This window comes from Pseudomonas sp. B21-035 (assembly GCF_024748945.1).
Taxonomy (GTDB): Bacteria; Pseudomonadota; Gammaproteobacteria; order Pseudomonadales; family Pseudomonadaceae; genus Aquipseudomonas.
Genome location: NZ_CP087179.1, coordinates 4353525 through 4377578, shown reverse-complemented (window position 1 = coordinate 4377578; position 24054 = coordinate 4353525). Strand labels below are relative to the sequence as shown.

General features: G+C 63.6%; 24 protein-coding genes. 9 read left to right on the top strand and 15 right to left on the bottom strand.

Annotation, left to right across the window (positions count from 1 at the left end; all coding sequences use genetic code 11):
- Positions 1-335 precede the first annotated feature (335 nt).
- The 5 genes from pcaQ (at position 336) to LOY22_RS19930 (ending at position 3743) form a co-directional block, all read left to right on the top strand.
- On the top strand, positions 336-1268 hold the full coding sequence (gene pcaQ / locus LOY22_RS19950; RefSeq protein WP_093380356.1) for a pca operon transcription factor PcaQ: 933 nt from the start codon (positions 336-338) through the stop codon (positions 1266-1268).
- A gap of 220 nt (positions 1269-1488) precedes the next feature.
- Positions 1489-2217, top strand: coding sequence for an FKBP-type peptidyl-prolyl cis-trans isomerase (locus LOY22_RS19945; RefSeq protein ID WP_045195483.1), 729 nt, complete (start codon positions 1489-1491; stop codon positions 2215-2217).
- Between the two features lie 280 nt (positions 2218-2497).
- On the top strand, positions 2498-2938 hold the full coding sequence (locus tag LOY22_RS19940; protein ID WP_258594559.1) for a YkvA family protein: 441 nt from the start codon (positions 2498-2500) through the stop codon (positions 2936-2938).
- Between the two features lie 98 nt (positions 2939-3036).
- Positions 3037-3375 (top strand): helix-turn-helix transcriptional regulator, encoded by a 339-nt coding sequence (locus LOY22_RS19935; RefSeq protein WP_045195479.1) that lies wholly within the window; start codon positions 3037-3039, stop codon positions 3373-3375.
- Positions 3372-3743, top strand: coding sequence for a hypothetical protein (locus LOY22_RS19930; RefSeq protein ID WP_010224211.1), 372 nt, complete (start codon positions 3372-3374; stop codon positions 3741-3743). The genes LOY22_RS19935 and LOY22_RS19930 overlap by 4 nt, the downstream gene beginning before the upstream one ends.
- Here LOY22_RS19930 and LOY22_RS19925 read toward each other — a convergent pair.
- Both LOY22_RS19925 and LOY22_RS19920 read right to left on the bottom strand, forming a co-directional pair.
- The gene (locus LOY22_RS19925) at positions 3719-5497 is read right to left on the bottom strand and encodes a bifunctional diguanylate cyclase/phosphodiesterase (protein WP_045195476.1); all 1779 of its coding nucleotides are present in this window, start codon (positions 5495-5497) and stop codon (positions 3719-3721) included. The genes LOY22_RS19930 and LOY22_RS19925 overlap by 25 nt on opposite strands.
- 122 nt (positions 5498-5619) lie before the next feature.
- Positions 5620-7707 carry a carboxy terminal-processing peptidase gene (locus tag LOY22_RS19920; RefSeq protein WP_176794227.1) on the bottom strand — a complete coding sequence of 696 codons (2088 nt, stop codon included), beginning with the start codon at positions 7705-7707 and terminating at the stop codon, positions 5620-5622.
- 140 nt (positions 7708-7847) lie between these two features.
- Here LOY22_RS19920 and LOY22_RS19915 point away from each other — a divergent pair, with 140 nt between their 5' ends.
- On the top strand, positions 7848-8810 hold the full coding sequence (locus LOY22_RS19915) for a zinc-binding dehydrogenase (RefSeq protein WP_093380360.1): 963 nt from the start codon (positions 7848-7850) through the stop codon (positions 8808-8810).
- Positions 8811-8885: 75 nt separating this feature from the next.
- Here the strand turns inward: LOY22_RS19915 and LOY22_RS19910 are convergent, their stop codons facing one another.
- The 6 genes from LOY22_RS19910 to LOY22_RS19885 all read right to left on the bottom strand — a co-directional run bounded on the left by LOY22_RS19910 (position 8886) and on the right by LOY22_RS19885 (position 14169).
- Positions 8886-9539, bottom strand: coding sequence for an HAD family phosphatase (locus LOY22_RS19910; protein WP_213603491.1), 654 nt, complete (start codon positions 9537-9539; stop codon positions 8886-8888).
- A gap of 25 nt (positions 9540-9564) precedes the next feature.
- Positions 9565-10554, bottom strand: coding sequence for an ABC transporter ATP-binding protein (locus LOY22_RS19905; RefSeq protein WP_093380365.1), 990 nt, complete (start codon positions 10552-10554; stop codon positions 9565-9567).
- Between the two features lies 1 nt (position 10555).
- A complete protein-coding gene (locus LOY22_RS19900) occupies positions 10556-11353 on the bottom strand; it encodes an ABC transporter permease (RefSeq protein ID WP_093380368.1) in 798 nt (265 codons plus the stop codon).
- Positions 11340-12173, bottom strand: a complete 834-nt coding sequence (locus LOY22_RS19895) for an ABC transporter permease subunit (protein WP_176794327.1) — start codon at positions 12171-12173, stop codon at positions 11340-11342. Before LOY22_RS19895 ends, LOY22_RS19900 begins: the two co-directional genes overlap by 14 nt.
- A 5-nt stretch (positions 12174-12178) precedes the next feature.
- Positions 12179-12985, bottom strand: a complete 807-nt coding sequence (locus tag LOY22_RS19890; protein WP_093380371.1) for an alkaline phosphatase family protein — start codon at positions 12983-12985, stop codon at positions 12179-12181.
- Between the two features lie 119 nt (positions 12986-13104).
- Positions 13105-14169: an ABC transporter substrate-binding protein gene (locus LOY22_RS19885; RefSeq protein WP_093380373.1), complete on the bottom strand. Its 1065-nt coding sequence runs from the start codon at positions 14167-14169 to the stop codon at positions 13105-13107.
- A gap of 290 nt (positions 14170-14459) precedes the next feature.
- Between LOY22_RS19885 and phnR the strand changes: the two genes are divergently transcribed.
- Positions 14460-15173 carry a phosphonate utilization transcriptional regulator PhnR gene (gene phnR, locus LOY22_RS19880; RefSeq protein WP_213603493.1) on the top strand — a complete coding sequence of 238 codons (714 nt, stop codon included), beginning with the start codon at positions 14460-14462 and terminating at the stop codon, positions 15171-15173.
- Here the strand turns inward: phnR and LOY22_RS19875 are convergent.
- The 7 genes from LOY22_RS19875 to minC all read right to left on the bottom strand — a co-directional run bounded on the left by LOY22_RS19875 (position 15170) and on the right by minC (position 21734).
- The gene (locus LOY22_RS19875) at positions 15170-17329 is read right to left on the bottom strand and encodes a mechanosensitive ion channel family protein (protein WP_093380379.1); all 2160 of its coding nucleotides are present in this window, start codon (positions 17327-17329) and stop codon (positions 15170-15172) included. The two genes, phnR and LOY22_RS19875, sit on opposite strands and share 4 nt — an antisense overlap.
- Before the next feature lie 48 nt (positions 17330-17377).
- Complete coding sequence (locus LOY22_RS19870; RefSeq protein ID WP_176794228.1) at positions 17378-17542, bottom strand: hypothetical protein; 165 nt, start codon at positions 17540-17542, stop codon at positions 17378-17380.
- Positions 17543-17661: 119 nt separating this feature from the next.
- Complete coding sequence (locus LOY22_RS19865) at positions 17662-18951, bottom strand: M18 family aminopeptidase (RefSeq protein ID WP_045195457.1); 1290 nt, start codon at positions 18949-18951, stop codon at positions 17662-17664.
- Between the two features lie 121 nt (positions 18952-19072).
- A complete protein-coding gene (locus LOY22_RS19860; protein WP_093380382.1) occupies positions 19073-19708 on the bottom strand; it encodes an RluA family pseudouridine synthase in 636 nt (211 codons plus the stop codon).
- 108 nt (positions 19709-19816) lie between these two features.
- Positions 19817-20071: a cell division topological specificity factor MinE gene (gene minE / locus LOY22_RS19855; RefSeq protein ID WP_010224188.1), complete on the bottom strand. Its 255-nt coding sequence runs from the start codon at positions 20069-20071 to the stop codon at positions 19817-19819.
- A 3-nt stretch (positions 20072-20074) separates the two neighbouring features.
- Positions 20075-20887, bottom strand: a complete 813-nt coding sequence (gene minD, locus LOY22_RS19850) for a septum site-determining protein MinD (RefSeq protein WP_045195453.1) — start codon at positions 20885-20887, stop codon at positions 20075-20077.
- Positions 20888-20984: 97 nt separating this feature from the next.
- Positions 20985-21734, bottom strand: coding sequence for a septum site-determining protein MinC (gene minC / locus LOY22_RS19845; protein WP_093387360.1), 750 nt, complete (start codon positions 21732-21734; stop codon positions 20985-20987).
- A 121-nt stretch (positions 21735-21855) separates the two neighbouring features.
- On the opposite strand from minC, the gene LOY22_RS19840 reads away from it, so the two are divergent.
- Both LOY22_RS19840 and LOY22_RS19835 read left to right on the top strand, forming a co-directional pair.
- Positions 21856-22788, top strand: coding sequence for a lipid A biosynthesis lauroyl acyltransferase (locus tag LOY22_RS19840; RefSeq protein WP_258594549.1), 933 nt, complete (start codon positions 21856-21858; stop codon positions 22786-22788).
- A 103-nt stretch (positions 22789-22891) separates the two neighbouring features.
- On the top strand, positions 22892-24049 hold the full coding sequence (locus LOY22_RS19835; RefSeq protein ID WP_258594547.1) for a patatin-like phospholipase family protein: 1158 nt from the start codon (positions 22892-22894) through the stop codon (positions 24047-24049).
- Positions 24050-24054: the final 5 nt, after the last annotated feature.

The window sequence follows — 24054 nt, the reverse complement described above, 5'->3', positions numbered from 1 at the left end:
TAGATGTACGTAATTGCAGACGCCACCGATCGTCCCTTGCAGAAGGCCGAGTGGAACCCGGAGCGCAGCGCAGGGCCGATGAAGGGACAGGGCGTTTTTGGTTACTTTTGCCGCCAAGCAAAAGTGACCCGCCGTAAGGGCGGAAGGCGCCGGCAGCGCCTCATCATCAAATGGATCAGCTCAAACACAGCCTGGCTGCCCCAATACTTGCAAGCTGCTTAAGACAGTTGCTCCCACAATAGGCCTGCATGCACCGGACCTGTAGGAGCGGGCCTTGCCCCGCGATCGAGCGCGAAGCGGTCGCAGTCCGGGCCGAGCCCCGATAAACTCCCTGGATGAACCTCGACACCCGGATCAAATTCCGCCACCTGCTGTGCTTTCTCGAAATCGCCCGCCAGGGCAGTTTCGCCAAGGCCGCCGACGCCATGGCGATCAGTCAGCCAGCGATCTCCAAGACCCTCAAGGAGCTTGAAGCGCTGCTTGAAACGCGGCTGTTCGAGCGCAGCAAGCAGGGCGTCGAGCTGACCCCGGCCGGGGTGCGTTTCATGCGCTACGCCGGCCCCAGCGTGCAGGCCCTGCGCGAAGGCGTCAGCACCTTGCGCGGTGAAGAGCATGCGCCGCCGCAGGTGCGGGTCGGCGTGCTGTCGACCGTCGAAAGCCTGCTGATGCCCGAAGTGCTGTGCCGTCTGCACCAGCGCCATGAGGCGCTGGTGGTCAGCGTCGCCACCGGCCCCAGCGCGCACCTGCTGGGGCAGTTGCACGTCGGTGAGCTGGACCTGGTGATCGGGCGCATGACCGACAGCCCGCAGATCCAGGGGCTGATGTTCGAGCACCTGTACAGCGAGTCGATGTCGCTGGTGGTGCGCCCTGGCCATCCTTTGCTTGGCCGCCAGCCGCTCGAGCGCAGCCAGGTCGGGCGCTACCCGCTGGTGTTGCCGCTGGCCGGCACGACCATCCGCAAGCACGCCGACAGTCTGTTCGTGCAGTGCGCCATCGAGCAACCCGTGCAGCGCCTGGAAACCCTGTCGCCGGCCCTCAGCCGTCGTTATGTACAGGGCAGCGATGCGGTCTGGGTGGCGCCACGCGATGCGGTGCGCGTCGACCTCAGCCGGGGTGAATTGTGCGAGCTGGACCTGGGCGTCAGCGAGCCGGGCGGCTCGGTCGGCATCTGCAGCAATGCCGCCTTGCCGCTGGCCTTGCCGGCACAGTGGCTGTGCGAAGTTTTGCGCGAAGTGGCGGCGCAGTACCGCGACGGCGGTTATCCCTGAGCGTCGATACAAACTGCTACAAAACCTCATCGGCGGATTTGCCCAACCGCCCGGTCCCGTCAATACTGGCCACTGGCTGCAGCCGAGGATGAAGAAGGTTTAATCTGGCTGAACTTATCCGGGTTTTCTTGCTCTCATGCCGGTAGCCATTGGTCGTGGCCGCCTGATAAGCTCGCGGCTTTACTCGATTGCCCTATTGGCGCATGAACAAGGAAATAGCATGAAACAGCATCGGTTGGCGGCTGCGGTTGCCCTGGTTAGCCTGGTACTGGCGGGTTGCGATTCGCAGACCAGCGTCGAGCTGAAGACTCCGGCACAGAAAGCCTCCTACGGTATTGGCCTGAACATGGGCAAAAGCCTGGCTCAGGAAGGCATGGACGACCTTGATTCGAAAGCTGTCGCTCAAGGTATCGAAGACGCCGTTGGCAAGAAAGAACAGAAGATCAAGGACGAAGAGCTGGTTGAAGCCTTCTCGGCCTTGCAGAAGCGCGCTGAAGAGCGCCTGGTGAAAATGAGCGAAGAGTCGGCTGCCGCCGGCAAGAAATTCCTCGAAGAAAACGGCAAGAAGGCTGGCGTGGTCACCACCGCTTCGGGCCTGCAGTACGAAGTCATCAAGAAGGCCGACGGCGCCCAGCCAAAGCCGACTGACGTGGTTACCGTCCACTACGAAGGCAAGCTGATCGACGGCAAGGTCTTCGACAGCTCCGTCGAGCGTGGCAGCCCGATCGACCTGCCGGTCAGCGGCGTGATCCCGGGTTGGGTCGAAGGCCTGCAACTGATGCACGTCGGCGAGAAGTACAAGCTGTACATCCCGTCCGACCTCGCTTACGGCGCGCAGAGCCCGAGCCCGACCATTCCGGCCAACTCGGTGCTGGTGTTCGATCTGGAACTGATCGCCATCAAGGACCCGGCCAAGGCTGAAGAGCCTGCCGATCCAGCTGCCGAGTAAGGCCAGCTGATACCTGCAACGCCCCGTCTCGACGGGGCGTTGTCGTTTCTGGGTTTTACCGAACCCATAGGGCCATGCACGGTCTTAGTCACTGCAACTGTTGATGAATCAGGGCGCAGCGGGCAAAACGTTTGCGCAATTGAAACAGGTGTGTAAAAAACGCCCGATTTAACCCGGACCCTTGCCGGGCGGGCGCCTTGAGCCTGAAACTGAGCTCTGTTCACAAGGTTATCCACAATTATTGTGGATAACCTTCCTTGGCACTGGCCCTGGAGGCCGTATGAAAGCACCGTGGAATTTCGCCCGATTTCTGCCCCTGGCCGAGCGCCTGCTCAGCCGCGGGCGTTTGCCGGCGTTGATTTTTGCCGTGGCGCGCAAAGGTCCGCGGCTGGGCAAACTGCGCGAGGACGTGCGCCTGATGCAGGCGCTGTGCCTGGCCTGGTGGCGCGGCGAGTACCGGGCAATCAGCCCCAAGGCACTGATCACCGTGGTGGCGGGGCTGCTGTATTTTGTCAGCCCGCTGGATGCGATCCCCGACTGGCTGCTGGGCGTCGGCATGCTCGACGACATCGTCGTGCTGGCCTGGGTGATGAAGGCGGTGTCTGATGAACTGGCCGCGTTCAGCGCCTGGCGCAACCGCCAGGCACCGGAAAAACTGCGGGTGGTCGAGCGCCTGCCCGACACCCCCGAAGCCCTGCGCCTGGAACAGGAAAAAAGCTGATCACATCACGACCCTGCACACCCTTGTTGGCTGGTAATATAATTGGCATAAGGATTATGCCTACCGATTACATATCGTAATCCTACAAGGGGGTTGTAATGGGTATTCAGGTCATCAGCCGGGACGGTCAACCCGAGTACGCGGTTGTTCCCTGGGAGCAGTACCAGGCACTGCTTAAAGCAGCCGGGCAAGGCGAGCCACTTGCCGGCGCAAACACAGCTTCAAGCGCCACCGACAGCGCCAGCTTGCCGAATTTCAGCGAGCTGGCGCGTTTGCGTGAGGGCAAGGGCCTGGCGCCGGAGCAACTGGCGCGCAGCGTCGGTATCAGCCCGGTGTACCTGGCGCTGATCGAAAGCGGTGAACGCCAGCCGGATGCCGCGATTCGCCGCAGCCTGGCCTGGGAGCTGGGTGTGGCTGGCTGGAGCGAGCCGTCGTGAGCGTGCGCATCAGCCGCCAGCACTGGGAAGGCCTGCTCGGCGAGCTGGATGTCGCCCGCCGCCAGCGCCACCTGCTGACCTACCGGGCCTTGCTCGAGCGTCTGCAATTGCCCAGCCCGGCCATGCAAACGCTGACCGCGGCGCTGGAGCACCTGGCCGCGCTCGACGCCCGCGCCGAGCAGCCGCTGCGCAGCTCGCTGGTGATCAGCCAGGGCGCGAGCCGCTTGCCGCGCACCGGGTTCTTCGAATGCGTCGAGCGCCTGGGGCGCTTCTCCGGCCCGTCCGATGGCATGGCCGCAGCCTCCTGGCACGCCTCGGAAGTGGTGCGGGTGTTCGAGTACAGCTACCCCGAACACGAAGAAGCCTGAGCGCCAGGGGCGGTATCGATCAGGTACAGGCTGTGCCCAGGCACATCCTTGGCCTGGTGCTTGGCCTGTGAGGCCAACTCCGCCAGTTGCCCGGCATCGAGCCCGGCACAGGCTTGCGGGTGCAACTGCACCACGCCGATCGACAACGACAGCAGGGCAAATTCCTGGCGCCGGCCCTGGCGGTCGGTGGCGATGAAGCACCCGGCCTGCAGGTGCTCGGCCCGGTAGAAGCGCCGGCACTGTTTGTGAAAGTCCTCCAGCAACAACTGCAAGCGTTGTTGCCAATCATCTGAGCCGAGCACAAGCATGAAATCGTCGCCGCCGATATGGCCGACGAAATCGCGGCTGGGGTCGACCCGTTCGCCCAGGCACTGGGCCAGGCACAGCAATACCTCATCGCCACGGGCATACCCGTAGATATCGTTGAACGGCTTGAAGCTGTCGATATCGACGTAGCAGATCGCCGCTGCGCGTTGCTGTTGCAGCAGGCGAGTCAGGCATTGCTGGATCGGTACGTTGCCCGGCAGCAGGGTCAGCGGGTTGGCATAGCGGGCCTGTTGGATCTTCTGCTCGGTGATCAGCTTGAGCACGTCGATCACCCGCCCCAGGCCCAGGTAGCGGCCGTTGTGGGTGATGATGAAATCTTCCTCGATGCGCTGGCGGGCGCGGCTGGTGAGCAGGCGGCTGACCTGTTGCAGCGATTGGCCCAGATCCACGGCGAGAAAGTCATCGCTCATCAAGCGGCTGATCGGCTTGCGCGCGAACAGGTCGGTGGCAAACGGCTTGAGCAGCGCGTCGGAGAGCGAATGGCGATGAACGATGCCGCACGGCTGCCCATGCGCGTCGAGCACCGCCAGGGAATTGAGGTTGGCCTGGCTGCGAAACAGTTCCAGCACCTGCGGGGTGGGCGCCTCGCGGTTCACCGCCGGTTGTTCGATCAGTAGCGCGGCGAGGTTGCCGCTGTCTTCATTGAGGCTCTGCAGCGCCTGTACCGGCTGCCCGAGCATGCTTTGCACATCGCGCGCCGCCTGTTCCTGCGGGCGGCCCAGCAGGTAGCCCTGGACCAGGTCGACGCCCATCTCGGTGAGCACCTTGAGCTCTTCGGCCAGCTCGATGCCTTCGGCAATCACCTGGGCCCGCGAGGCCCGGGCGATCTGCAGGATCGAACCGACGAACTCGCGCTTGACCGCATCCAGGTGAATACCGTCGATGAAGTGGCGGTCGATCTTGACGTAGTCCGGGCGCAGCTCCGACCACAGGCGCAGGCTCGAATAGCCGGCCCCCAGATCATCCAGGGCGATGGAAAAGCCCATGTCGCGGTAGTGGTGCAGGGCGTTGAACAGCAGCTGGAAATCGTCGGTGGGGGTCTGTTCGGTGAGCTCGATCACTACCCGGCTGGGCGGCACGCCCAGCTCGTGGAGCATCTTCAGGGTGCGCCCGGACTGGTACTGCGGTTCGAGCAGGGACTCGGGTGAGACGTTGAGGAACAGCTTGCCTTCAAGGTTCTGCTGGCTGAAGCGCCGGCAGGCGCTCTCGCGGCAGGCCACTTCCAGCTCGGTCAGGCGCCCGGCCTGGCGGGCCACGGCAAACAGGTTGATCGGCGAATGCAGCGGGCTGTTGGACGGGCCGCGGCTCAGCGCTTCGTAGCCGAGGATGCGCCGTTCGGAAAGGCAGACAATGGGTTGGAACAGGCTGTGCAAGCCGCTTTGAGCCAGGATGGTGCTCAACGCGCTGAGCTGTTCGTTGATGGTCATGGCAGGCCTACCTAGAAAAAAGGGACTGAGCACCCGCGGCGCTCAGTCCCTTATTTCACGACAGTCTGATGACTATTTGATGACGCAATGAAGCGCGGTCACATTATTTTGCCATCACCGGTTTACGGGTTGTTGCGCGCCACCTGCGAATTCAGCCCCAGGTAGTCCAGCAGGATCAATCCGGACTCCTTCAGGTAGGCGTCGTCTTCGGGCTTGGTATCGTCCGGCTCGACCGGCAGCGCGTCTTCGTCTTCCTTCTTCAGTTCCTTGAGCGGTTCTTCGCCCTTGGCCTTGCGTCGGGTGTTTTCCAGCGCCAGCTGTTTGCTTTCGATATCGGCGTGCTGGGCACGGCGTTCGGCCTCGTTGAGGCTGACGGTTTTCTCGTTCATCAGCTTCTGGGTCAGGGCCAGGCGGTCGCGGATGTAGACGAACTCCGGATCCTTGGCCGTACGGCTGTCGTGACGGGCCTTGAGCTGGGCCAGGAACGGCTTGAACGGGTCGACCGCAGGCTTGATCGCCGGGCGGATGGTGTCCCATGGCATGGCTTCGGGCAGGGCGCTTTCGCCGATTTCCTTGGTGTCGATGATCGACGGGTAGTCGATGTCCGGCAGCACGCCCTGGTGCTGGGTGCTCTGCCCGGAAACCCGGTAGAACTTGGCCAGGGTCAGCTTCAGCTCGCCATGATTGAGCGGCTGGATGGTTTGCACCGTGCCTTTGCCGAAGGTCTGCCCGCCGAGGATCAGCGCGCGGTGATAGTCCTGCATGGCGCCGGCGAAAATCTCCGAGGCCGAGGCCGACAGGCGGTTGACCACCAGTGCCAGCGGGCCTTTGTAGAAGGCGCCGCTGTTTTCGTCTTCAAGCACGTCGACGCGGCCGTCGCTGTTGCGCACCAGCACCGTCGGGCCCTTGTCGATGAACAGGCTGGTCAGCTCGGTGGCTTCCTGCAGCGAGCCGCCGCCGTTGTTGCGCAGGTCGATGACCACGCCGTCAACTTTTTCCTTCTGCAGTTCGGTCAGCAGTTTTTTAACGTCGCGGGTGGTGCTCTTGTACTCCGGATCGCCGGCGCGGAAGGCCTTGAAGTCGAGGTAGAAGGCCGGAATCTCGATGATTCCGAGCTTGTAGTCACGGCCGTCCTGCTTGAGCTTGAGCACCGACTTTTTCGCCGCCTGCTCTTCGAGTTTCACCGCTTCACGGGTGATCGGCACGATCTTGGTGGTCTGGTCGTTAGGGGCGTTGCTGGCCGGGATGATTTCCAGGCGCACCACCGAACCTTTCGGCCCGCGGATCAGCTTGACCACTTCGTCCAGGCGCCAGCCGATCACGTCGACCATTTCCTTGTTGCCCTGGGCCACGCCGATGATCTTGTCGGCCGGAGCTACCAATTTGGTTTTGGCCGCAGGGCCGGCCGGCACCAGGCGCACGATCTTGACCTGGTCGTTGTCGCTTTGCAGTACGGCGCCGATACCTTCGAGCGACAGGCTCATGTTGATATCGAAGTTTTCCGCGTTGTCGGGCGACAGGTAGTTGGTGTGCGGGTCGTAGGACTGGGCGAAGGTGTTGATATAGGCCTGGAAGATGTCTTCGGCGCGGGTCTGGTCCAGGCGCGTGAGCTGGTTCTTGTAGCGCTTGGTCAGCAGTTCCTGGATTGCCTTGGGTTCTTTGCCGGCAATCTTCAGGCGCAGCACTTCATCCTTGACGCGTTTGCGCCAGAGGTCGTCGAGCTCGGCCTGGTTCTTCATCCACGGGGCGTCCTTGCGATCGATCAGCAAGGTCTCATGGGTGGTGAAGTCGAAGTTGTCGACGCCCTTGCTCAGCTCGGCGAGGGCGAAGTCCAGGCGCGATTTGACCCGGTCCAGGTAGCGCTTGTAGATGGTGAAGCCGGGGTCGAGATTGCCGCTTTTGAGGAAATCGTCGAACTGGGTCTTCCACTTGTCGAACTCGGCGATGTCGCTGGCAGTGAAGTAGCTGCGCGCAGGATCAAGGAGTTTGAGGTAGCTGTCGTAGATGATCACCGAGCGCGCATCGTTGAGCGGCGGCTTGCTGTAGTGGTGGCGCTTGAGCAGCTCGACCACGTTCAGGCTGGCGACCACTTCATCGCGGTCGGGCTGGAGCTTATCCCAGCTGTTGGCGGCCCATGCACTGCCCGCCAATGGCAGACTGCCCAGACCGATCAACAGGGCGAGGGTGGTGCTTGGCAGAAAATGCTTCATGCTGATTCGACGTAGGGACAATTGATCACGCATATTAGGCCGTCTTTGAATTCGCCGGTTCCATGAAAACCGGACGCATAATGCAAAAAGCCCGGGGCTACAGCTCCCGGGCTCAGTCATGACTCAACTATGGAGGCACTGTGAAGGCATTGCAAGGCGTTGACGGACATGTGGAGTGGGTTGCGACGACAAGTCCAACTTGCGATATCGGTCAAGTACGAATTCGCGTGGCCGCCGCCGGCCTCAATCGCGCCGACCTGCTCCAGCGTGCCGGGCTCTACCCGCCACCACCGGGGGCCAGCGAATTTCTCGGCCTGGAGTGCTCGGGGGTGATCAGCGAAGTGGGCGCCGGTTCTTCCTGGCAGGTCGGCGATCGGGTCTGTGCCTTGCTCGCCGGTGGCGGCATGGCCGAGGAAGTGGTGGTCGATGGCCGCCACGTACTGCCGGTGCCCGAGGGCTTGAGCCTGCAGGAAGCGGCGGCAATCCCCGAGGTGTATGCCACGGCCTGGCTCAATGTGTTCCAGCTGGCCGCGCTCAAGCCCGGTGAGAAAGTCTTGCTGCATGCCGGGGCCAGCGGTGTCGGCTCGGCGGCGATCCAGCTGTGCAAGGCCTTTGGCAGCCCGTGCTGGGTCAGCGTCGGCTCGGCCGAGCGGCTGGCCTATTGCGAAGGCCTGGGGGCCAGCGGCGGCGTGGTTCGCGGTGAAGACCTCGAGGCTTTGAATGACTTTGCCCCGTTCAACGTGATTCTCGACCCGGTCGGCGCCAACTATGCCGAGCTCAACCTCAAGCTGCTGGCCCGTGACGGGCGCTGGGTGATCATCGGCTTGATGGGCGGGCGTAAAGCCGAGCTGGACCTGGCGCAACTGCTGGGCAAGCGCATACAGGTCCTGGGTTCGACCTTGCGCACCCGCGATGACCAGTTCAAGGCAGACCTGCTCAGCGACCTCGGCCAGCAAGTGTGGCCGCTGTTCAGCGAAGGCCGGCTCAAGCCGCAACTGGCCAGGGCCTTCCCGATCAAGGATGCCGAGGCGGCGTTTGCCGAGCTTGCCGGCAATCAGGTGTCGGGCAAGCTGGTGTTGGTTATTGACGAGAGTCTGGTGTAGTCCGCCGATCGCGGGTCAAGTCGAGTCGTCGCACCGCCGCTCCCACAGGAGCGGCTTGCCCCGCGATGGCTTCAATCATTTCCAGCTATGAATCGGCCAGCCTTGAGTCTCGGCCTGCTCGCGCAACACCGGATCCGGATTGACCACATGCGGGAAATCCACCTTCAGCAGCAACGGCAAATCGTTGCGTGAATCCGAGTAGAAACTCGCGCCTTCAAGGTTCTCTTCTTCCTGGTCGAGCCATTCCAGCAAACGGGTGATCTTGCCTTCGCGGTAGGTCAGCACGCCCTTGGTCTTGCCGTTGTAAACACCGCGCTCAACCTCCAGCTCAATGCCGAGAATCTCATCGATGCCCAGACGTTCGGCAATCGGCTTGACCAGGTGGGTGCCGGAAGCCGAAATCACCAGGATCCGGTCGCCGGCCTTGCGGTGGGCGGCGATGGTCTTGGTGGCGTCGCTGAAGATGATCGGTTCGATGAAATCTTCCACCCAGGGCGCTACAAGGTGCTCGACTTCTTCCGGGGTGCGGCCGATCAAAGGTTCCAGGCTGAAGGCCATGTAGTCTTCCATGCGCAGCTTGCCATGGCTGTAGGCGTCCATCAGTTCGTTGTTGGTGCGCATGAAAGACGCTGGATCGACCCAGCCCAGACGGCCCATCTGCTCGCTCCAGAGCGTGGCGCAGTCACCGTGGATCAGGGTTTCATCCAGATCGAAAATCGCGAGTGCCATATTCAGAAAAACTCCTGTGCAACCCTCAGGCGACTTCGCAGAGGGCGGTGGGATCGATCGACAAGGATACCCGCTGGCCGTCCGGGTGCAGGTCGGCGGACGAGCGGTTGAGCACATCGACCAGCAATTCTACCCCGCGCGCTTCAACCCGGTAGCGGATCACGTTGCCCAGCAGGCTGTGGCTGCGTACCAGCCCCTCCCGCTCGCCGTCCAGGCTCAGGGCGATGGCTTCCGGGCGAATTGCCAGGCGGCTGTTCACCGGGCGCTGCAGCAGGCGGCTGGCGCTGTCGGCGTCGAGCAGGTTGTAGTTGCCGATAAAGCCTGCGGCGAACACGTCCACCGGCGCGGTATAGAGGGTTTCGGCATCGCCGCTCTGGACGATGCGGCCCTGGTTCATGAGGAAGATGCGATCGGACATGGTCAGCGCTTCTTCCTGGTCGTGGGTGACGAAGATGGTGGTCAGGCCCAGCTCGCGCTGGATCGCGCGGATCTGCTCGCGCAGGTGCTTGCGAATCCGCGCATCCAGCGCCGACAGCGGCTCGTCGAGCAGCAGCAGGCGCGGGCGGGTGACCAGCGAGCGGGCCAGGGCCACGCGCTGGCACTGGCCGCCGGACAACTGGTGCGGGTAGCGCCGGGCGAAGTCCTGCAGCTCGACCAGTTGCAGTACCTCGCGGACCCGCGCCTGGCTGTCGTCGCTGTTGACCTTCTGCATGCGCAGGCCGAAGGCGACGTTCTGTTCGACGGTCATGTTGGGGAACAGCGCATAGCTCTGGAACACCATGCCGATCCCGCGTTTTTGCGGGCTGAGCGGCACCAGGTCGGTGCCATCGAGCAAGATGCGCCCGCTGTCCACCGCGGTCAGCCCGGCGATACAGCGCAGCAGGGTGGACTTGCCGCAGCCGGACGGGCCGAGCAGGGTAACGAATTCGCCGCGTTCGATCTGGCAGTTGATGTCGTTGAACACCGGGCTGCCGGCATAGCTTTTTTGCAGGTTCTGTACGCTGACAAAGCTCATATCAGGACTTGTCCTTGTTCAGGCGGTTGGCTGCCCAGGTCAGCGCCAGCACGAAGAGGAAATAGGAAACCACCAGGGCACTGTTGAAGTGGCCGCTGCTGTTGCGCATGTTGTTGAGGTACACCTGCAGGGTCTCGTAGCGGGTGCCGACCAGCAGGTTGGCGAACACGAACTCGCCGAACAGGAACGAGAACGACAGCAGCAAGGCCACCATCAGGCCCTTGCGCAGGTTTGGCAGCACCACCAGGAACGCCGCCTGGAAGGTGCTGGCGCCCAGCAACTGGGCGGCGTCCATCAGGTCGCGCAGGTTGATCGCCTGCAGGTTGTTGGTGATTGCCCGGTACATGAACGGCAGGGCCACGGTGAAGTAGCAACCGATGAGGATCCACGGCGTGCCGACCATGGCCATCGGCCCCGAGCCGTAGAGCTGCAGCAGGCCCACTGACGACACCACCGGCGGCACCGCGAAGGGCAGCAGGATGAGGATGTTCATCAGCGCATCGAGGCGCGGGAAGTGGTAATGCACCACGAACAGCAGCGGCAATATCAACAGCACCGACAACAGCAGGGCGCCGACACACACCAGCAGCGACTGGCCGAAGGCGGCGAGAAAGCGCGGGTCGCTCCATAGCGCCAGGTACCACTTGAAGGTCAGGCCGCTGGGCAGCAGGCTCGCCGACCAGCTGGTGGCCAGCGAGTAGAGCAGGGTGCCGGCCAGCGGCAGCAAGAGGATGATGAACAGCAGGTAGACCACCAGGCGGTGGTACAGCGACGAGGTGCCCGGTTCAGCGCGCGACATGGTAGCTCCGCTTCAATAGCCATTGATGGACGAAGGTCACCAGGGTCATCAGCCCGACCAGGATGACCGCCAGGGCGCTGGCCAGGTTCGGGTCCAGCGAGATGTCGCCGGCCACCAGCGCGGCGATGCGGATCGGCAGCACGTTGAAGTTGCCGGTGGTCAGCGCATAGACCGTGGCATAGGCGCCCAGGGCGTTGGCCAGGAGGATCACGAAGGTGCCCAACAGCGCCGGGGTCAGCACCGGCAGGCCGATGTGCCGCCAGTATTGCCAGGCGCCAGCGCCGAGCAGCTCGGCGGACTCGCGCCAGTCTTCGCGCAGGGCGTCGAAGGCCGGGTAGAGCAGCAGCACGCCGAGGGGGATCTGGAAATAGGTGTAGAGGATGATCAGCCCGGTCTTGGAGTAGAGGTTGAAGTCTTCGATGATCCCGGCCTGCTTCAGCAGCATGGTCAGCGCGCCGTTGAAGCCGAGCAGGATGATGAAGGCGAAGGCCAGCGGCACCCCGGAGAAGTTGCTGGTCATGTTGGCGAAGGCGTTGACGAAATCGCGCAGGCGCGAGTCGACCCGGCGCAACGAGTAGCTGCCGAGGATGGCGATGAGGATGCCGAACAGGCTTGACCAGAAGCTGATCTCCAGGCTGTGCTGGATCGCCTGGCGGTAGAACCTGGAACTGAATATCTTGCTGAAATTGTCCAGGCCCCAGCTTGATTCCACCTGCACGCTGTGGAGCATGACCCAGGCCAGCGGGGCGATCTGGAAGATGATGAAAAACACCGCGAAAGGCACCAGGCAGAGCAGGGCCAGCCATTTGCCGCGCTTGATCGAATTCACTTGAGCAGCTCCCGGCACACCGGCTTGTCGTGGGGCACGCCGAGCAACTCGCAAATGGTGCCACACAGTTCGGTCTGCAGCGGCTTGGCCGCCGGGTCGAGGCTGAACGCCTGGCCAAAGACGAACAGCGGCACTTCGCGCTCTTCGGCCAGCAGGCCGTTGTGCGAGCGGTCGTTGTTCATGCCGTGGTCGGCGGTCACCAATACCTGATAGCCCTCTTCGAGCCAGGTGCGCAGGTAATCGGCCAGAAGGATATCGGCGCTGCGCGCGCTGTTGCGGTACTGGCTGCTGTCCAGGCCGTGGCGGTGGCCGGCGTCGTCGATGTTCATCGGGTGCACCAGGAGAAAATTCGGTGCATGACGGCGGCGCAGGTACTCGGCGTCGGCGAACAGGTGCGAATCGGGGTAGTGGTCGGCGTAATAGAACAGCCCGTGCTGGATCGGCAGCTTGGGGGCGTGGGTGTGGCGGTCGCGCAGCGGGTCGAAGGGCGAGCGGTTGTACAGCTCGCTCATCCAGTGATAGGCCGCCGCGGCCGTGCCCAGGCCGGCTTCGCGGGCGTAGTGGAACACGCTGCGCTGGTTGGACAGGCGGTTGACGTTGTTGTGGACGATGCCGCTGTCGATCGGCGCGACCCCGGTGAGGATGCATTCGTACAGCGGCCGTGACAACGACGGCAGCTCGCATTCGACCCGGTAAAGCGCTGCACGGTCGGCTTCGACATAGGCATGCAGATGGCCCATGGCGTGGTGCGCGACCTGATGGTTGAGGCCATCGAGCAGGACCAGGATGACGTTGTGGTTCATGGTATCTCCGGGTTATGTGGTGGCCGCATCGCGGGTCAAGTCGAGTCGTCGCACCGCCGCTCCCACAGGGATCTCCGTGGGAGCGGCGGTGCGACGATCCGACTTGACCCGCGATGGGTTCACTCCATCTCGATGATCACTTGCTCCTGCCACTTCTGCGGCAGGGCCTTGGAGGTCGCTTCCCAGGCTTCGGCATTCTTGATCGGCTGCGCGGCGCTGTACTGCTCGTTGGGCAGCAGTTTGGCCTGTACCTCAGCCGGCAGTTTCAGGTGCTCGGCACGGATCGGCCGGGCATGCCCCTTGGCCAGGTTGATCTGCCCGGCATCGCTGAAGATGTACTCGCGGGTCAGCTTGGCGGCGTTGGGGTTTTTTGCGTACTTGTTGATGATGGTGGTGTAACCGGACATCACCGAACCGTCAGACGGGATCAGCACCTCGAAGCGTTTCGGGTCGATCTGCTGGCGGTAGCTCAGGCCGTTGAAGTCCCAGACCACGCCGACTTCGATCTCGCCCTTCTCCAGGGTCTGGATGGTAGGGTTGGCCAGCGACAGGCGTTTTTGCTGGGCCAGCTTGGTGAACAGCTGCAGGCCTGGTTCGATGTTGCTCTCGTCGCCTTTATAGGCGATGGCAGCGGCCAGAACACCGTTGGCAGCCTGGGCGGCGGTGCCGACGTCACCGATGGCGACCTTGTACTTGCCCTTTTCCAGGTCATGCCAGGTTTTCGGAATGTCTGCCTCCTTCACCAGTTGCTTGTTGATGATGAAGGCAATGGTGCCGGTATAGGCCAGGGCCCAGTGGCCGTCTTTGTCCTTGGCCCAGTCCGGGACCTGCTCCCAGGTGCTTGGCTTGTACGGCTGGGTCACGCCCTTGGCCACCGCGATCGGGCCGAAGGCGGCGCCGACGTCACCGATGTCGGCGCTGGCGTTGTCTTTTTCGGCGTCGAACTTGGCTACTTCCTGGGCCGAGCTCATGTCGGTGTCCATGTGCTTGAGGCCGTATTTTGTCGCCAGGTCGTCCCAGGTGCCTTTCCAGTTGGCCCAGGCATCGGGCATGCCCACGCTGTTGACTACGCCTTCCTTGCGGGCGGCGTCCTCGAGGGCCTTGAGGTCAGTGTCGGCGGCCATGGCCGCTGTGCACATCGCGATACTCGAGCCTAACAGTGACGCCAGAAAAAGCTTTTTCATCCGAAGCTCCTTGATGGGTGCCGTACAACACGCAAAAGGTGTTGTTGGACGTTGTTGCGGTTCGGTTGGTCTAGGTCAGCAATACCTGAGCCAAGGTAGGCCTGTTGCATGACAATTTGATGTCCAGGCATTGCCCCGGCCGGGCTTTTGCCCCTGGAAATCAAGCGTAGACCACCCTCACTGTCATCTGGCATTCATCTGCAGTGCCTAGGCTTGCACTATTCTCATAGCCCTACGGCGCCAGATTGGGGCGCTACCGGGGCTGGACTAGTCCAGATAGGTAACCTTTGATGCAGCCACTGCCACCGCGAGCAGTAACAGCCATCTGTCATGCCCTGCAGGAGCAGATTGAGCATGGCCTCCTGTCGCCCGGCTGCAAGCTGCCGGCCGAGCGCAAGCTCAGCGAGGTGTTCGACACCACGCGCATCACCCTGCGTGAGGCGCTGGTGCAACTGGAGGCGCGGGGTTTGATTTACCGCGAGGAACGCCGCGGCTGGTTCGTCGCGCCCGAGCGCCTGACCTACGACCTGATTGAGCGCAGCCACTTTCATGCCATGGTCCGCGAGCAGGGCCGCGAGGCGCGTACCGAGTTGTTGTCGGCGCGCCTGCAGCCAGCAGCGGCAGCGGTGTGTGCGCGGCTGCAACTGGCGCCGCTGTCGAGCGTGATCCAGATCTGCCGGTTACGCCGGATCGATGGCCGGGCGGTGCTGTATGCCGAGCACTACCTGAACCCCGAATACTTCCCGGGCATTCTTGAGCACGACCTGAGCCGCTCGCTGACCGAGTTGTATGCCGGCCACTACGGCATCGAGTACGGACGGGTGCGCTTCGAGATCCTGCCGACCGCCTTGCCGGTAGCGGCAGCGCTGGCGCTTAAAGTGTCGGCCGGTAGCCCCGGCCTGCACATTACCCGGGTCAACAGCGACCAGCACGGGCGGCTGATCGACTGTGACCTTGAGTACTGGCGCCATGACGCAATCCGCATCAAGGCTCAAGCCGGTTAGGACTTGGGCGGGCTTTCGCTGAACGGTGTGCTGGCGTCGGCGGTGATCACCTGCACGCTCAGGCGCGGGGTAGCCAGGTCCAGGCCGGATTCGTCGAGCTGGCGCTTGAGCGCCAGGTTGAAGGCTCGCGACACTTCCCACTGCTTGATCGGCGCGGTCTTGAAGCGCGCACGCAGGATCGCCGAACCCGACTCGAAGCTCTCCACCCCTTGCAGCTCCAGCGGCGACCAGATGTTGCGGCGCATCAGCGGGTCGTTGCGCATCTTCTGCCCGACATCGCGGATCAGGGTGATTGCCTGGTCGATGTTCATGCTGTGCGGGATGGCCACGCGAAAGATCGCGTAGCCGAACTCGCGGGAGTAGTTCTTGATGCTCTTGATCTCGCTGAACGGGATGGTGTGGACGATGCCGTCGATATCGCGCAGGCGCACGGTACGGATGGTCAGGCCCTCGACCGTGCCCAGGTGGCCGCCGACATCGACGTAATCATCGATGGCCAGGGAGTCTTCGATGATGATGAACAGCCCGGTGATCAGGTCGGCGACCAGCGATTGCGCGCCAAAACCGATGGCCAGGCCGATGACACCGGCACCGGCCAGCAGCGGGGTTACGTTCATGCCCATGTTGGCCAGGGCGACGATCACCGCAATGATGAAGATCGTCACGAACAGCACGTTGCGGATCAGCGGCATCATGGTTTGCGCACGAGCGTTGGCCAGGCCTTTGCGCGAGCGGGTGAGGGCGTGGTGCACGGCGGTGTCGGCGAGAATCCACACCAGCCAGGCGGCGATCAGGGTGCCGGCCAGGCCGAACAGGCGCACCGCCACCTCATGGCCTTCGCCCTCGGTGAAGGTGATCAGCGAAAAGCCCCAGACGCGCAAGCCAAGTTCGATGAACACCAGCCAGATGCCCAGGTGCACCAGGGTGTAGCCAAAGCTGCGCAAGCGCTCCGAGTACACCGCCTGGCGGCGGTTGGCCCGTTGCGGCTTGAGCCCGTGGCGACGGACCAGGCCGTTGATGACCATGCACAAGATCAGCAGCACCGTGCACATCAGTGACTGGCGCAGGGCAGTGCTGGTGTCGCCGGCGGAAATGAACGTGGCAAACAGCGAAATCGCCACCAGCACCAGCGCCGGCAGGTACCAGAAAGTGCCAAGGATTTCGATGGTGTCGCTCAAGGCCCGGCGGGTCAGCCGTCGTGACAGCGGCTGGTTGCGGATCAGGTGGGCGATGGGCCGGCGAAAGCGCAGGATGAACAACCCGGTCGACAGCCCGGCGAGGATGTTGGCCAGGGTCGCCAGGGTGTGCGAGAGGTGATCGCCCAGGGCGCTGGCCATGCGCGGGTCGTTCATGGCCTCGCCGAAGGCGGCGAAGCTGCCAATCAGCCACAGCGGGCGGAACGCCTGGTGGCGCAGGATGTGCAGGGCGCGGTGGCGGTGCGGGCCGTCAAGCAGGGAGAAGGCGATGACGCAGATTGCCGAGAAGCAGGTACCGACCACCAGCGCGTAGGCCAGGACCATGGCCATCGACTTGCCCAGTGACGAGGGCAGGGCAAAGCTCAGGTACACGGTGATCACCAGCGCCACCAGCCAGGGCCCGAGCTTGCGCAAGGCGAAGCGCACCAGATCCCAGGTGCGCGGGTGTTGTGGCAGTTCTTCGGTCAGGCCAAAGCGCAGCCGGACCTGGTGGCCGACCCAGTTCAGGGCGTAGGCCAGCAGGCTCCACAGGGCGATGATCGCGGCAAAGCCAAAGAGGATCGGTGGCCATTCGTGCCAGGGCACCAGTCGGGCGTCGAGCTCGATCTGCGCCAGCTCCAGCTCGCGGGTCCAGCGGTTGAACGGGCTGGCCTCACCGCTGAACTGTTTTTCCAGCTCGCCGAAGGTCGTGCCGATAAGGCCCAGTACGCCTTGTTCGGCGCTGGGTTGCGCCTGTTTGGTGCTGTCGCGCAGTTTTTTCAGGTCGGCCAGCAGCTTGGCCCGCTGCTGGTCGTTCTCCAGGCTCTTGATGACTTCGTCCAGTGACTGGCCCAGGGGTTCGCTAGCTTCGGGCTGGGCCTTGCTGCCGCCACCGAGCAGGCCCGGCAGGCCGGCGGCGTGCGCGGGCGCAACGAAGAGCAAGGGCAGGAGCAGGAGAAAAACGCGGAAAAAGACAGGCACCGGACAATCAACCTCAAAACGATCAATCGTCCGAGTGTAGTGTATTTGTCAGTTGAGTTTCTCGAGGATCTTCCAGCACATGATGCCGATCATGCCCAGGGTGCCGACCCACATCATCAACACGCCGATATTGCGATCGCGCAGGTTGAAGCCTACGGTCAGCAGGATCAGGCCGGCGATGACCGGAAGGAACAGGGAGGCAAAGGCTGACATGCGGCAAGGTCCTTACTTGAGAGTTATGGCTCAAGCATAGCGGGATTCGCCGGCGAGGGGTTGATCGGGGTCAGGCTGGCGGGCCTCATCGCGGGTCGACTTGACCCGCGATGCTTTCATCAAGGCAAATCGCGACTGCGATAGAACGCCGTCAGCACTTTCACCAGGTGCGCCAGGTCCTGGCTGCCGCACAGCTCGCGGATCGAGTGCATGGCGAAGGTCGGCAGGCCGATGTCGACGGTGCGCACGCCCAGGTGGCTGGCGGTGATCGGGCCGATGGTCGAGCCGCAACCCATGTCGCTGCGCACCACGAAGCTTTGCACCGGTACTTCCTCGGCCATGCACAGGTGGCGGAAGAAGCCGGCGGTTTCGCTGTTGGTGGCGTAGCGCTGGTTGTTGTTGACCTTGATCACCGGGCCGGCATTGAGCTTGGGCCCGTGATTGCCGTCGTGCTTCTCGGCATAGTTGGGGTGCACGCCGTGGGCGTTGTCGGCCGAGACCAGCAGCGAGCGCTGGATCGCGCGGACGAAGTCGTCGCCGTCGGGCAGCAGGCGGCGCAGGGTCTGTTCGAGCATCGGCCCGTCGGCGCCACAGGCCGAGCAGGAACCCACCTCTTCGTGGTCGTTGCACACCAGCACGCAGGTTTCATCGCTGTCGGCGTTGAGCAGCGCCTGCAGGCCGGCATAGCACGACAGCAGGTTGTCCAGGCGTGCGCCGGCGATGAACTCGCCATGCAGGCCAATCAGGGCGGCGCTCTGGGTGTCGTAGAAGCTCAGTTCGTAGTCCAGCACCACATCGGCGTTCAGGCCGTGCTCGCGGGCCAGCTGGTCGGTAAGCAGGGCACGAAAATCGACGCGCTCGTCACCAGCCACCTGGGCCAGGATCGGCGGCAGCTCGGTCTGCGGGTTGATCGCCCAGCCTTCGTTGGCGGTGCGATTGAGGTGGATAGCCAGGTTCGGGATCACTGCGATCGGCAGCTTGAAATCGACCAGCTGGCTTTCGACCTTGCCGTCACGGCGGAAGGTTACCCGCCCGGCCAGCGACAGGTCACGGTCGAACCACGGCGCCAGCAGGGCGCCACCGTAGACTTCCACGCCCAGCTGCCAGAAGCCCTGGCGCTGCAGTTCGGGCTGCGGCTTGACCCGCAGGCACGGGCTGTCGGTGTGGGCGCCGACCAGGCGGATGCCGTCGAGCAGCGGCGAGTGACGGCCGAGCTTGAAGGCGATGATCGAGGAATCGTTGCGGGTCAGGTAGTAGCGACCGCCGGCCACGGTGGCCCAGCTGTCGCGCTCGTCCAGGCGCTGGTAACCGGCGGCATCGAGGCGCTGGGCCAGGGCGGCGGTGGCATGGAACGGCGTAGGGGAGGCCTTGAGGAAGTCGATCAGGCCTTGATTCAGTGCATCGCGCATAGGTCACTCCAGACAGCAGTGGCGGCATTTTAGCGGGTGAGCTGCAAGCTGCAAGAGGCGGCGCAACTCAATGCAGGGTGACTGCTTGAAGCTTGAAGCTTGAAGCTTGCCGCTGGCACCGTCAAAACGGCGCCGGACACTCGAAGCGCAACCGCTCCCCGGACACCGGGTGGGTAAAGCTCAGCATGCTTGCATGCAGGCACAGCCGCTCATGGGCCGCCAGCGCCTCGGGGCAGGCATACAGGCGATCACCCAGCAACGGATGACCGATCGACAGCATGTGCACGCGCAACTGGTGCGAGCGCCCGGTGATCGGCGTCAGCTCGACCCGGCAATGATCGCCACAGCGCTCGACGATGCGCCAGAAGGTCAGGGCATGCTTGCCCTGCTCATGGTCGACCACGTGCCGTGGCTTGGTCGGCGGGTCGTAGCGCAGCGGCAGGTCGATGCTGCCGCTGTCGAGCTGCGGCTGGCCCCAGCACAGTGCGGTGTAGGCCTTCTCGGTTTCGCGGTCGTGGAACTGCCGGGACAGTTCGCGATGACTGTCGGCGTCGCGGGCCAGGAGGATGATCCCCGAGGTTTCCCAGTCCAGGCGGTGGACGATCAGGGCATCGGGGTAGCCGTTTTCCTGCAGGCGGGTGATCAGGCAATCCTTGTTGTCTTCGGCCCGGCCCGGTACGGACAGCAGTAGGGTCGGCTTGTTGATCACCAGGATGGCGTCATCTTCATGCAGGATGTGTACGTTGGACAGCGGCATTGCGTGTTCCAAAATAGCTGTGGGAGCGGGCTTGACCCGCGACGCGATATGACTGGCAGATCGCAATCGCGGGTCAAGCCCGCTCCCACAGGGTGCCCGAAAACGCTATCAGCGATCGGGCAGGGTGATGTTGAGTTCGAGGATCGAGCAGCTGCCCTGGTTCTCCAGAGCGACCTGCACATCATCGGAGCCGATGTTGACGTACTTGCGGATCACTTCCACCAGTTCCTTCTGCAGGGCTGGCAGGTAGTCCGGAGTACTGCGCTGACCGCGCTCGTGCGCCACGATGATCTGTAGACGCTCTTTCGCGACCGAGGCGGTGCTTACTTTTTTGCTGGCACGAAAGAAGTCAAAAAGGTTCATTGGTTAGTTGCCTCCAAACAGGCGCTCGAAGAATCCCTTCTTCTTCACATCAAGGAACCGATGTTCCACGTTTTTGCCCAGCAGGCGGTCAACGGTATCGCTATAGGCCTGGCCAGCATCGCTCTGGTCGTCAAGGATGACCGGTACGCCCTGGTTGGATGCCTTGAGCACCGCCTGGGATTCAGGGATCACGCCCAGCAGGGCCACCGAGAGGATTTCCTTGACGTCTTCGACGCCGAGCATTTCGCCCTGGCTGACGCGCTCCGGGTGGTAGCGGGTGATCAGCAGGTGTTCCTTGATCGGGTCTTCGTTGCGTTCGGCGCGGCGCGATTTGCTCGCCAGCAGGCCCAGCATACGGTCCGAGTCACGTACCGAGGAGACTTCCGGGTTGGTCACGACGATCGCTTCGTCAGCGAAGTACATGGCCAAGTGGGCGCCTTTCTCGATACCGGCCGGCGAGTCGCAGACCACGTATTCGAAGTCCTCTTTGAGCTGCATCAGGACTTTTTCCACGCCTTCCTGGGTCAGCGCGTCCTTGTCGCGGGTCTGGCTGGCGGCCAGCACGTAGAGGTTCTCAAGGCGCTTGTCCTTGATCAGCGCTTGCTGCAGGTTGGCTTCGCCGTTGACGACGTTGACGAAGTCGTACACCACGCGGCGTTCGCAGCCCATGATCAGGTCGAGGTTACGCAGGCCGACGTCGAAGTCGACGATGACAGTCTTGTGGCCGCGCAGTGCGAGGCCGGTACCAATAGCGGCGCTGGTGGTGGTCTTACCCACACCACCCTTGCCGGATGTAACCACGAGAATCTTGGCCAAGGTGTTTCACCCCTAAAGAAAAGGACGTCGAGTCCCAAAAAATACAAAAAACGGCAACATCGAAAAAAGTTGCGCAGAAAATGGCGGCAAGTATCCGTTAAAGACGGGTGATGTTCAACACGTCACCGGACAGGCTGACCTGTACCCCGGCCCCCCACAGCGGATCGCGGCGCAGGTCTTCGGAGACCTTGTATTGCCCGGCGATCGAGACCATCTCGGCGGTCAGCTGCTGGCAGAAGATCCGCGCCCGGGTATTGCCCTTGATCCCGGCCAGTGCCCGCCCACGCATTGCACCGTACACATGGATGTTGCCATCGGCGAGAAGTTCCGCGCCCGGGCTGACCGACGACACTACTACCAGATCGCCACCCTGAGCGTAGATCTGCTGGCCGCCGCGTACCGGGGTGGTGATGATCTTGGTCGGGCGGATGGCCGGCTCCGGCGGCGCCACGGGGGCGGGCGCAGGCTCGGGCTTCTTCACTTCCGGCTCCGGCTCCAGCGGCCGCTCACGGGCACCGGAGGGCGGCAGCACCGGCAGGTCGATGGCGATCGCCGCGGCAATGTCTTCGATACGGCTGGCGCGGATGGCCAGGGTGCGCAGGCCGTGATGGCGGCAGACGCGCATCAGCCCGGGCAAGTCGACCGCGCCTTCGCCGGCCGGGAGCTTGTCCAGGGCCAGTACCAGCGGGGTATTGCTGAAGAAATTCGGCGCCTGGGCGACCTTGGCCGCCAACTGCCGGTCGAGGCCTTCGAGGTTGTTCCTGGCGAGCTCGAGCACGGTAATGGCGAGCATGCTGCCCTTGAGCTGGAACACGGGGTCTTGGTCTGGCGTTTGGGTTTGGCTCATGGTCTGCATTAGGGCGGCTTGTTACGAAAAAGTGCCCAGACTTATAACGAGAACACCGGTTGGCCGCAACCCGTGCCGAACCGTTGTAGAATGCCCGGCCCTTGTCTTTCCGGAATCTTTAATGGATCGCCCGCGTTTTCGTCGTTACTTTCTGCACCCGCGCTTCTGGCCGCTGTGGCTGGGCCTGGGCCTGCTGTGGCTGATCGTGCAGCTGCCGTACCGGGCCTTGCTGGTGATCGGCCGTGCCCTGGGGGCGCTGATGTACCTGGTGGCCGGCGAACGCCGCTACATCGCGGCGCGCAACCTGGAACTGTGTTTCCCCAAGCTACCGTCCGTCGAACGGCAGCGCCTGCTCAAGGAAAATTTCGCTTCCACCGGCATCGCCTTCTTCGAAATGGCCATGAGCTGGTGGTGGCCAAAGGCCCGGTTGGCGCGCCTGGCGCACATCGAAGGGCTCGAGCACCTGCAGGCCGCCCAGCGTGATGGCCAGGGTGCCATCCTCATGGCCCTGCACTTCACCACCCTGGAGATCGGCGCCGCGCTGCTGGGGCAGGAACACACCATCGACGGCATGTACCGCGAGCACGGCAACCCGGTGTTCGACTTCATCCAGCGCCGTGGCCGCGAGCGGCACAACCTCGATTCGCTGGCGGTAGAGCGCGAGGACGTGCGCGGCATGCTCAAGCTGCTGCGCGCCGGCCGTGCCATCTGGTACGCACCCGACCAGGACTACGGCGCCAAGCAGAGCCTGTTCGTGCCGCTGTTCGGCATCGAAGCGGCGACCGTCACCGCCACCACCAAGTTCGCCCGCCTGGGCAAGGCTCGGGTGATCCCCTTCACCCAGCAGCGCCTGGCCGATGGCAGCGGTTACCGGCTGGTGATTCATCCGCCGCTTGCGGACTTCCCTGGTGAGACCGAAGAGGCCGACTGCCTGCGCATCAACCAGTGGATCGAAACGGCGCTGCGCGAATGCCCGGAGCAGTACCTGTGGGCGCATCGGCGCTTCAAGTCGCGTCCGCCGGGGGCGCCGAAGCTCTACGAAAAACGGCGTTGAGGCTATCGCGGGTCAAGTCGAGTCGTCGCACCGCCGCTCCCACAACTATCTGTGGGAGCGGGCTTGACCCGCGATGAATTCACCAAAAATCCAGGAAGGTAAAATGGCTGAACCGATCACCGGCTTGATCCTCTCCGGCGGCGGCGCCCGCGCCGCCTACCAGGTCGGTGTGCTGGCCGGCATTGCCGACCTGCTGCCGCCCGGTGCCGCCAACCCCTTCCCGGTGATCGTCGGCACCTCGGCCGGCGCCATCAATGCCGTGACCCTGGCCAGCGGCGCCACTCATTTTGCTGACGCGATCCGCCGCCTGACCAGTTTCTGGCAGGGCTTTCGCAGCCATCAGGTGCTGCGCAGCGACTGGCCCGGGGTGATCCGCCAGGCCAGCCGCTTCGTCGGCCACAGCCTGCTTGGTCTCGGCGCGCCGGTTCCGGTGGCGCTGCTCGACAGCTCGCCGTTGCGCACACTGCTCAGCCAGCACCTGGACCTCAACGGCATCAGCCACGCCATCGAGCAGCAGCACCTGCGCGCGGTGGCGGTGACGGCCTTTGGCTACGAGTCCGGCCAGGCGGTGACCTTCTACCAGGGCAAGGGCGCCATCGACCCCTGGCTGCGCCACCGGCGTATCGGCCTGCCGACCCGCCTGAGCGTCGAGCACCTGCTGGCCAGTTCGGCGATCCCCTTGCTGTTCGCTCCGGTCAAGCTCGGTGAGGAATTCTTCGGTGATGGCGCGGTGCGCCAGTCGGCGCCGATCAGCCCGGCCCTGCACCTGGGCGCCAGCCGGGTACTGGTGGTCGGGGTCAGCGGCAACCCGCAGCGGCCCCATGAAGGCGAAATGCGCCAGCGCATCTTCAGCGGCCAGCAGCCGAGCCTGGCACAGATCGGCGGGCACATGCTCAACAGCACCTTCATTGACAGCCTGGAAGACGATATCGAGCTGCTGCAGCGGCTCAACCACCTTAGCCACCTGATGCCCGAGCACCTGGAACGCCGGCGCCTGGGCCTGGCGCCGGTCGAGGTGCTGGTGGTTGCGCCCAGCCAGCCGCTGGACGAGATCGCCGCCCGCCACCGACGTGAATTGCCGGCGGCGCTGCGGCTGTTTCTGCGCGGCCCGGGGGCGACCAAAACCAGCGGCGCCGGGGTGCTCAGCTACCTGCTGTTCGAAGCCGGCTATTGCAGCGAGCTGATCGAACTCGGGCGCCGCGACGCCCTGGCCAAGCGCCGCGAGCTGTGCGGCTTTCTTGGCCTGCCGGCGCCCAGCTGAGGGCG

Coding starts and splice junctions, on each gene's coding strand:
- pcaQ (WP_093380356.1), top strand. CDS start 336: ATGAACCTCGACACCCGGATCAAATTCCGCCACCTGCTGTGCTTTCTC.
- LOY22_RS19945 (WP_045195483.1), top strand. CDS start 1,489: ATGAAACAGCATCGGTTGGCGGCTGCGGTTGCCCTGGTTAGCCTGGTA.
- LOY22_RS19940 (WP_258594559.1), top strand. CDS start 2,498: ATGAAAGCACCGTGGAATTTCGCCCGATTTCTGCCCCTGGCCGAGCGC.
- LOY22_RS19935 (WP_045195479.1), top strand. CDS start 3,037: ATGGGTATTCAGGTCATCAGCCGGGACGGTCAACCCGAGTACGCGGTT.
- LOY22_RS19925 (WP_045195476.1), bottom strand. CDS start 5,497: ATGACCATCAACGAACAGCTCAGCGCGTTGAGCACCATCCTGGCTCAA.
- LOY22_RS19920 (WP_176794227.1), bottom strand. CDS start 7,707: ATGAAGCATTTTCTGCCAAGCACCACCCTCGCCCTGTTGATCGGTCTG.
- LOY22_RS19910 (WP_213603491.1), bottom strand. CDS start 9,539: ATGGCACTCGCGATTTTCGATCTGGATGAAACCCTGATCCACGGTGAC.
- LOY22_RS19905 (WP_093380365.1), bottom strand. CDS start 10,554: ATGAGCTTTGTCAGCGTACAGAACCTGCAAAAAAGCTATGCCGGCAGC.
- LOY22_RS19900 (WP_093380368.1), bottom strand. CDS start 11,353: ATGTCGCGCGCTGAACCGGGCACCTCGTCGCTGTACCACCGCCTGGTG.
- LOY22_RS19890 (WP_093380371.1), bottom strand. CDS start 12,985: ATGAACCACAACGTCATCCTGGTCCTGCTCGATGGCCTCAACCATCAG.
- LOY22_RS19885 (WP_093380373.1), bottom strand. CDS start 14,169: ATGAAAAAGCTTTTTCTGGCGTCACTGTTAGGCTCGAGTATCGCGATG.
- phnR (WP_213603493.1), top strand. CDS start 14,460: ATGCAGCCACTGCCACCGCGAGCAGTAACAGCCATCTGTCATGCCCTG.
- LOY22_RS19870 (WP_176794228.1), bottom strand. CDS start 17,542: ATGTCAGCCTTTGCCTCCCTGTTCCTTCCGGTCATCGCCGGCCTGATC.
- LOY22_RS19865 (WP_045195457.1), bottom strand. CDS start 18,951: ATGCGCGATGCACTGAATCAAGGCCTGATCGACTTCCTCAAGGCCTCC.
- LOY22_RS19860 (WP_093380382.1), bottom strand. CDS start 19,708: ATGCCGCTGTCCAACGTACACATCCTGCATGAAGATGACGCCATCCTG.
- minE (WP_010224188.1), bottom strand. CDS start 20,071: ATGAACCTTTTTGACTTCTTTCGTGCCAGCAAAAAAGTAAGCACCGCC.
- minC (WP_093387360.1), bottom strand. CDS start 21,734: ATGAGCCAAACCCAAACGCCAGACCAAGACCCCGTGTTCCAGCTCAAG.
- LOY22_RS19840 (WP_258594549.1), top strand. CDS start 21,856: ATGGATCGCCCGCGTTTTCGTCGTTACTTTCTGCACCCGCGCTTCTGG.
- LOY22_RS19835 (WP_258594547.1), top strand. CDS start 22,892: ATGGCTGAACCGATCACCGGCTTGATCCTCTCCGGCGGCGGCGCCCGC.